The following is a 7491-nucleotide window of genomic DNA, read 5'->3' on the forward strand; positions in this document are numbered from 1 at the left end:
TGTTCTCCTTGCTTCAGCGCTTCGCTTGGATCGCCTGCCACACGGTATGCGGCGTGGCCGGCATCGGCAGGTCCTTGAGGCCCAGCGCATCGCAGATCGCGTTGATCACCGCCGGCGGCGAGCCGATCGCGCCGGCCTCGCCGCAGCCCTTGACGCCCAGCGGGTTGTGGGTGCAGGGCGTGCCCTTGGCGGTCTTGACATTGAATGTCGGCAGGTCGTCGGCGCGCGGCATCGCATAGTCCATATAGCTGCCGGTCAGCAGCTGGCCGGAGTCGGGGTCGTAGACGCCATGCTCCAAGAGCGCCTGGCCGATGCCCTGCGCCAGGCCGCCATGCACCTGGCCCTCGACGATCATCGGGTTCACGATATTGCCGAAATCGTCCACCGCGCTGAAGCGGTCCACCCGCACCACGCCGGTCAGCGGATCGACCTCCACCTCGCAGATATAGCTGCCGGCCGGGTAGGTGAAGTTCGTCGGGTCGTAGAAGGCGTTCTCGTTCAGGCCCGGCTCCAGCTTGTCCAGCGGGTAGTTGTGCGGCACATAGGCGGTCAGCGAGACCGCGGCGAAGGGCACTTTCTTGTCGGTGCCGGCGACCTTGAACTCGCCGCCCTCGAAGCCGATATCGCCCTCGCTGGCCTCCAGCAGATGGGCGGCGATCTTCTTGCCCTTGGCGATCACCTTGTCCACCGCCTTGACGATGGCCGTGCCGCCCACCGCCAGCGAGCGGCTGCCGTAGGTGCCCATGCCGAACAGCACCTTGCCGGTGTCGCCATGCTGGATGTCGACATCGTCCAGCGGGATGCCCAGCTTGTCGGCCACCACCTGGGCAAAGGTCGTCTCATGGCCCTGGCCATGCGAATGGCTGCCGGTGAAGACGGTCACCTTGCCGGTCGGATGGACGCGCACCTCGCCGGCCTCGAACAGGCCGGCGCGCGCGCCCAGGGCCCCGGCGATATTGCTGGGCGCCAGGCCGCAGGCCTCGATATAGGTCGAGTAGCCGATGCCGCGCTTCAGGCCCTTGGCCTCGGTCGCGGCCTTGCGCGCGCCATAGCCGGCCACGTCGGCCAGTTCCATCACCTCGTTGAGCGTGGTCTCGTAGTCGCCGGTGTCATAGGTCAGGCCCACCGGCGTCGCATAGGGGAAGGTCTTGATGAAGTTGCGGCGGCGGATCTGGTCCGGCGCGATCTTCAGCTCATGCGCGGCCGTTTCCACCAGACGCTCCACCACATAGGTGGCCTCGGGCCGGCCCGCGCCGCGGTAGGCGTCGACCGGCGCGGTGTTGGTGAACACGCCGGTCACCTCGGCATAGATCTTGGGCGTCTTGTACTGGCCGGCCAGCAAGGTCGCATAGAGGATGGTCGGCACGCTGGAGGCGAAGGTGGACAGGTAGGCGCCCAGATTGGCCGTCGTCGTCACCCGCATCGCCAGGAACTGGCCCTGCGCGTCCAGGCCCAGCTCGGCCACCGTCGCATGGTCGCGGCCATGCGCATCGCTGAGAAAGGCCTCGCTGCGGTCCGCGGTCCACTTGATCGGCCGGCCGATCTGCTTGCTGGCCCAGGTGAGCGCGGTCTCCTCGGCATAGAGAAAAATCTTGGAGCCGAAGCCGCCGCCGACATCCGGCGCCACCACCCGCACCTTGTGCTCGGGAATGCCCAGCACGAAGGCGCACATCAAGAGGCGCTCGACATGCGGGTTCTGGTTCGCCACATAGAGCGTGTAGCTCTCGTCGGCCGGGTTGTAGCTGGCATTGGCCGCGCGCGGCTCGATCGCATTGGGGATCAGCCGGTTGTTGCGGAACTCCAGGCGCGTCACATGGGCCGCCTGCGCCATCGCGGCATCGACCCCGGCCTTGTCGCCGCAGCCCCAGCGGTAGCAGACATTGTCGGGCGCCTCCTCGTGCACGCTGGCCGGCGCGCCCTTGGCCGCGGCCACGTCCACCACCGGGCTCAGGTCTTCATAGTCGACCTCGATCAGCTGGGCCGCGGCCTTGGCCTGCTCGTAGCTCTCGGCCACCACCAGCGCCAGCTGGTCGCCGACATAGCGCACCTTGCCGTCGGCCAGGATCGGATGCTTGGGCTCCTTCATCGGGCTGCCGTCCAGGCTGTTGATCAGCCAGCCGCAGGGCAGGCCGCCGACCGCGCGGAAATGCTCGCCGGTGTAGACCCCCAGCACGCCCTCGGCCGCCGCAGCGGCCTTCGTGTCGATGCTCTTGATGCGCGCATGCGCATAGGGCGAGCGCAGGAAATAGGCGAATGTCTGACGCGGCAGCACGATGTCGTCGGTGTACTGGCCGCGGCCGGTGAGGAAGCGCGCGTCCTCGCGGCGGCGGATGCTTTGGCCGATCAGGCCGGCCGTTGCCTTGGGTTCGGGTGCGTTCATGGTGTGCCCTCCCCCTACTTCATCATGGCCTGCGCGCCGGTCTGCACCGCGCGCACGATGTTCTGGTAGCCGGTGCAGCGGCAGATATTGCCCTCCAGCCCCTCGCGGATCTCGGCCTCGCTGAGTTCGCGATCCGCCCGGCGGTGGTGCTGCACCAGATCGACCGCGCTCATCACCATGCCCGGCGTGCAGAAGCCGCATTGCAGGCCATGGCATTCCTTGAAGGCCGCCTGCATCGGGTGCAGATCGCCACTGGCCGCGGCCAGGCCCTCGATGGTCGTGAGCTCGGCGCCCTGGGCCTGCACGGCCAGCATATTGCAGCTCTTCACCGCGCGGCCGTTCAGGTGCACGGTGCAGGCGCCACACTGCCCGGTGTCGCAGCCCACATGGGTGCCGGTCAGCGCGAGATCCTCGCGCAGGAATTGCACCAGCAAGCGATCGGGCGGCACCTCGCGCGTGACCGGCTTGCCGTTGAGCTTGAGCGTGATCTTCTGGCCCATTGCCTTGTCTCCTGTTTGTTGCTCCGTCGTCGTCAACATCCACGGACAATCGTCGCGGCAGCCTTCCCGGGGCGCCATCCACGGTTTTCCCCCATGTATGCCCATACATAGTGCGCCGGTGCACCGGGTTGATGCCTCGACTTGGCACAGGCCTGCAGAGCGGCCCGGCTTGCGGTATGTTCCAGGTCGCTAGCCAACGAGAGCGCGAACGGGACTGCATGGACAACGTTGATCTGAATGTGCTGCGCCAGGTGGATGCCTGGCTGCGCGAGGGGCGCCGCGTGGTGCTGGGCACGATCACCCGCACCTGGGGCTCGGCCCCGCGGCCGGTGGGCGCCGTGGTGGGCGTGCGCGACGACGGCCTGATCGCCGGCTCGGTCTCGGGCGGCTGCATCGAAGACGACCTGATCGCCAAGGTGCGCGAGGGCGCGCTGAACCTCGCCAGGCCGGAGCTGATCCGCTACGGCGTCGATGCCGAGCAGGCGAACCGCTTCGGCCTGCCCTGCGGCGGCACGCTGGAGCTGGTGCTGGAGCCGTTGTCCGCGACCTCGCAGGTGCCGACCCTGCTGGCCAGGCTGGCCGCCGGCCAGCGCGTGCAGCGCCGCCTGGACCTGGCCAGCGGCGCGGTCGAGCTGTCCGGCCCGCAGGCCGGGGCGGATGTGGTGCAGCTCTCGGCGACCGCGCTGATCACCCACCATGGCCCGCAATGGCGCCTGCTGGTCATCGGCGCCGGCCAGCTGACCCAGTACCTGGCGACCATGGCCCTGGCGCTGGACTACCAGGTGCTGGTCTGCGACCCGCGCGAGGAATATCAACCCGACATCCCCGGCGCGCAGCTGACCCGCGAGATGCCCGACGACGTGGTGCTGAGCTTCGCGCCGGACGGCCACAGCGCCATCGTCGCGCTGACCCACGACCCCAAGCTGGACGACCTGGCGCTGATGGAGGCGCTGCGCTCACCGGCCTTCTATGTGGGCGCCATCGGTTCGCGGGTCAACCAGGCCAAGCGCAAGGTGCGCCTGGCCGAGCATTTCGGCGTGACGCCGGAGCAGCTGGCGCGCCTGCACGGCCCGGTGGGCCTGCACATCGGCGCCCGCACGCCGCCGGAGATCGCGCTCTCGATCCTGGCCCATATGACGGCCGAGCGGCATGGCGTGCGGGTGCTCAGCGATGCATTGCCGACGGGCGGCGGGGCGGAGGCGGGCTGCGTGGTGGGCTGACCGCTACGCGGGTCGGTCCTGACGGCCATTGGGAGCTATGGCTGGAACTGTCGCCGAAGTTTCTGGCAGCCCAGGTGATGCTTACCGGATGGCCGATTTGCGGCGACTGCAGTACCTCGTGCTATCGGATTGGGAGGCGCAAAGCTGTCGCTCAACGTTCGACATGAGCGGACCAGCCTGCGAAGCTGGCGCAGGTCCGATGCAATGAATGGTTGGGCATCACGGCAGTGCCGAAAGCGTTCGCAAGTACTTGCTGAAGTCCACCGCCGCAATTTGAACCGAGCCGAAAAGTCGACCATTGAAGATGGGCCCGACATGCCAATAAGGACCAGGGAGATTCTCGGGAATGGCGTACAACGGGTCGCCAAATGACACGGCGGGCTCATTCGAGACATGCTCACCCGGCAGAATCGAAATGGTTCCAACGCCTTCGGCAGTCTCGATGTAGCGTGGAAGCAGTTCTCTGCACTCGGCAATATACGGAACAGGGCTGGTCATTGGCACCCTCTCTGCGGCCGTCACTTTGCGATTCAAGCTAGCCGTCTCGTCAAGAAAAACAGAGGTGGCCCCATCCGTTTGAACACGAATCGGGCGACGATAAGTGGAACTCTGCCGGGTTGACCGCGGTGCAGAGATGTCCACGGCGGCGGGCGGACGTCGCTTGCGACGAACGCACGACCGACGCGGTGGGCATCTCGTGTTGACCGCGCATTGTGCCGCCCGATCAGGCCGCCTCTCGCATCGCAGGCAGCGCCGCGAAGTACGCGCTGTCCGGTGTCTTGCCACCGTGCGCCGTGTGGGGCCGCGCGGTGTTGAAGAAGCGCAGGTACCGCGAGATGCCTTCGCGCGCGTGGCTGACGGTCTCGTAGGCTCGCAAGTACACCTCCTCGTACTTGACGCTGCGCCACAGCCTTTCGACGAACACGTTGTCGCGCCAGCAGCCGCGGCCATCCATGCTGATGGCGATGCCCGCGGTTTTCAGCCTCTCGGTGAACGCCATGCTGGTGAACTGGCTGCCCTGGTCGGTGTTGAAGATCTGGGGCTTGCCGTGGCGCGCCAGCGCCTGCTCGAGCACGCGCACGCAGAAGTCCGCCTCCATCGAGATCGACACGTCCCAGGCCAGCACCTTGCGGCTGTGCCAGTCGATGATGGCGGCCAGGTAGACGAATCCACGCGCCATCGGGATGTACGTGAGATCCATGGCCCACACCTGGTTGGCGCGATCGATCGTCAGTCCGCGCAACAGGTACGGGTAGACCTGATGCTCGGGGTGCCGCTTGCTCGTGTTGGGCTTGCGGTACAGCGCTTCGATACCTATGCGCCGCATCAGCGTGCCCACATGTTTGCGCCCGACCTCGAAGCCGCGCGCCTTGAGCATGTCGCGCAGCATGCGCGCCCCGGCGAACGGGTGCTCCAAGTGCAGCTCGTCGATCACGCGCTGGAGCTCCAGATCGGCCGCGCTCACGGGCTTGGGCAGGTAGTACACGCTGCCGCGGCTGATGCCCACCAGCTCGGCCTGGCGCTTCACGGGAAGTTCGTGGGTGCGATCGATCATCGCTTTGCGCTCAGCAGTCCCGCCTTGGTGAGCGCGCCCTCTAAAAAATCGTTCTCCAAGGTCAGCTGCCCGATCTTCGCGTGCAGCGCCTTCAGGTCTACCGCCGGCTCGTCTGCACGCGCCTCGCCGCCGAACACGTCAGCCGCTCGTGCAAGCAGCTGGCTCTTCCAGTCGGTGATCTGGTTGGGATGCACGTCGTACGCCTTCGCCAGCTCCGCCAGCGTCTTGTCGCCTCGGATCGCCTCCAACGCCACCTTGGCCTTGAACGCCGGTGAGTGGTTGCGGCGGGGTCTTCTGCTCATGTTCTTTGCTCCTGGCAAGCCCGCCTCGGGCTCGCTCACAGGGCAGAGTTTCCACTCATCGCCGTGTTCAGTTTTCCGGCGCCACCTCTCCCCATTGCTGCGCAAAGGCTTGCCAGTCGATCAGTTCGGCCAGCCTAGCCAACTCGTGGCGCTGGTCGATCAGGTTGACCAGTTCAGTGCGGAACAGGTCATGGTCGCTGCGCTCATCCACCGGCTTCGGGCCCATCCAAACCTCGATTCAGTTTGCAAGGAATCGATATCGATTGGGCCGCAATCTTGCAACATCCACCATCCGCAATCGCCCGCAAAGCCAGTGTTCATGCGGGCTGCAGGAGTTCTTCAGGGCGGACTACCTGGGGCGCATCTCCAAGAAGGGCGACCGCTATCTGCGCATGCTGCTCACGCACGGCGCGCGCAGCGTGCTGCGGGCCGCGACCGTGGCGCGCGAGAAGGGCAAGGTCTTGATGGGCGTGCGGGACTGGGCGCTCGCCGTGCAGGCGCGCTCCAATCACAACAAGGCCACCTGCGCGCTGGCCAACAAGCTCGCGCGCATTTGCTACGCCACGCTGCGCGACCACCAAGCCTTCGATGAAGCCGCGGCCCTGCAGCGCAAGCTCCGGCGTGAGACGTTCGCGATGCCAGCCTGATTGAGCGCAGCGCGCCCCTGATCTCAACTTCACCACCACTTGCGATGGATCTGATCGACCATCATGGCCCAGCGGGAGCTCTCCCACACCGCGCGACGCCGATAACTCTTCCGGCAGCCTTGCCGCTTGCCGCTTGCAGCGTCTGGCGCCGCGGTGAAGCAGATTCCATGTCGGCACGGGACACGGACGATCCCACAACAGATGCCGGATATACGACTGCAGGTGCTTCTTCCCGCAAGCCTTCATCGATCAGGTCTTTGCCCTTGTGGGGGAGTCCATATATGAGGGGTTAGGCCGCAGACTCACGGGACCAGGCCGCTGACGGCGAAGACTTTGAGACTGGCATTTGTGCACAACTTCTCCTTGCACTGGCCTCCTGCCCAAACAGTGCCATCGCCAAACATGACACCACGCCAGCTCTCGAAGAGAGCATGCGGGTCTTGATTGAGGACGGCTGCTTGCACTCTTGGCGTAAATACCTTGGTGTACTCGGCCAGGAACTGGCTACGGGTGAGAGTGCGCTGTTTGCCGGGACCAATGGTCACCCGCAACGGGAAGGCGACAAACGTGGCCACCTCTGTGGGTTTGCCAGACCGAACGGCGTCTTGGAGGCCAGTGGAGAAGGCCGAGATCTCTTCTGTTGTGTACCCACTCGGGCCGACTGTTTGCTCTGCACCTGTTGAAGCTACGAGGCATGACATTGCGAGGACGGCAAATGTGCCGGGGAGCGGTGGCATGGCATTCCTTCTGCGGCCTAACGTTCGACGTAAGGGGCTGGCCGCAGGCCAGTCCCCTTGACGGAGGGGTTAGGCGTCACTTTTGCGTCTCCTCGAGAGCTTGCGCCGGCGTGAAAACCGAGATACCTGACTGTTTGGCGACTTTGATCA

Annotated in this window: 7 protein-coding genes; 2 read left to right on the forward strand and 5 right to left on the reverse strand. The window is 65.9% G+C overall.

From position 1 onward, the window contains the following. Positions 1 to 13: 13 nt before the first annotated feature. Positions 14 to 2380 carry a xanthine dehydrogenase family protein molybdopterin-binding subunit gene (locus AC07OQ_RS17055; protein ID WP_495054324.1) on the reverse strand — a complete coding sequence of 789 codons (2367 nt, stop codon included), beginning with the start codon at positions 2378 to 2380 and terminating at the stop codon, positions 14 to 16. A gap of 14 nt (positions 2381 to 2394) precedes the next feature. Beyond that, complete coding sequence (locus AC07OQ_RS17060; protein ID WP_495054325.1) at positions 2395 to 2880, reverse strand: (2Fe-2S)-binding protein; 486 nt, start codon at positions 2878 to 2880, stop codon at positions 2395 to 2397. A 218-nt stretch (positions 2881 to 3098) separates the two neighbouring features. On the opposite strand from AC07OQ_RS17060, the gene AC07OQ_RS17065 reads away from it, so the two are divergent. Further along, positions 3099 to 4100: an XdhC family protein gene (locus AC07OQ_RS17065; protein ID WP_495054326.1), complete on the forward strand. Its 1002-nt coding sequence runs from the start codon at positions 3099 to 3101 to the stop codon at positions 4098 to 4100. 219 nt (positions 4101 to 4319) lie between these two features. Here AC07OQ_RS17065 and AC07OQ_RS17070 read toward each other — a convergent pair whose 3' ends face one another. The 3 genes from AC07OQ_RS17070 to AC07OQ_RS17080 all read right to left on the reverse strand — a co-directional run bounded on the left by AC07OQ_RS17070 (position 4320) and on the right by AC07OQ_RS17080 (position 6183). Further along, a complete protein-coding gene (locus tag AC07OQ_RS17070; protein ID WP_495054327.1) occupies positions 4320 to 4598 on the reverse strand; it encodes a hypothetical protein in 279 nt (92 codons plus the stop codon). A gap of 226 nt (positions 4599 to 4824) precedes the next feature. Then, positions 4825 to 5957, reverse strand: a protein-coding gene (locus tag AC07OQ_RS17075; protein ID WP_495054328.1) for an IS3 family transposase whose coding sequence is annotated in 2 segments (ribosomal slippage) — positions 4825 to 5693 and positions 5693 to 5957 — 1134 coding nt in all. Because the reading frame shifts where the segments join, the coding sequence is not laid out codon by codon here. A gap of 67 nt (positions 5958 to 6024) precedes the next feature. Beyond that, on the reverse strand, positions 6025 to 6183 hold the full coding sequence (locus AC07OQ_RS17080) for a hypothetical protein (protein ID WP_495054329.1): 159 nt from the start codon (positions 6181 to 6183) through the stop codon (positions 6025 to 6027). Positions 6184 to 6220: 37 nt separating this feature from the next. Here AC07OQ_RS17080 and AC07OQ_RS17085 point away from each other — a divergent pair, with 37 nt between their 5' ends. Beyond that, the gene (locus AC07OQ_RS17085; RefSeq protein WP_495054330.1) at positions 6221 to 6604 is read left to right on the forward strand and encodes a transposase; all 384 of its coding nucleotides are present in this window, start codon (positions 6221 to 6223) and stop codon (positions 6602 to 6604) included. The last annotated feature ends 887 nt before the right edge of the window (positions 6605 to 7491 follow it).

This window comes from Roseateles sp. GW821-FHT09B06, assembly GCF_059418245.1.

Coding starts and splice junctions, on each gene's coding strand:
- AC07OQ_RS17055 (WP_495054324.1), bottom strand. CDS start 2,380: ATGAACGCACCCGAACCCAAGGCAACGGCCGGCCTGATCGGCCAAAGC.
- AC07OQ_RS17060 (WP_495054325.1), bottom strand. CDS start 2,880: ATGGGCCAGAAGATCACGCTCAAGCTCAACGGCAAGCCGGTCACGCGC.
- AC07OQ_RS17065 (WP_495054326.1), top strand. CDS start 3,099: ATGGACAACGTTGATCTGAATGTGCTGCGCCAGGTGGATGCCTGGCTG.
- AC07OQ_RS17070 (WP_495054327.1), bottom strand. CDS start 4,598: ATGACCAGCCCTGTTCCGTATATTGCCGAGTGCAGAGAACTGCTTCCA.
- AC07OQ_RS17080 (WP_495054329.1), bottom strand. CDS start 6,183: ATGGGCCCGAAGCCGGTGGATGAGCGCAGCGACCATGACCTGTTCCGC.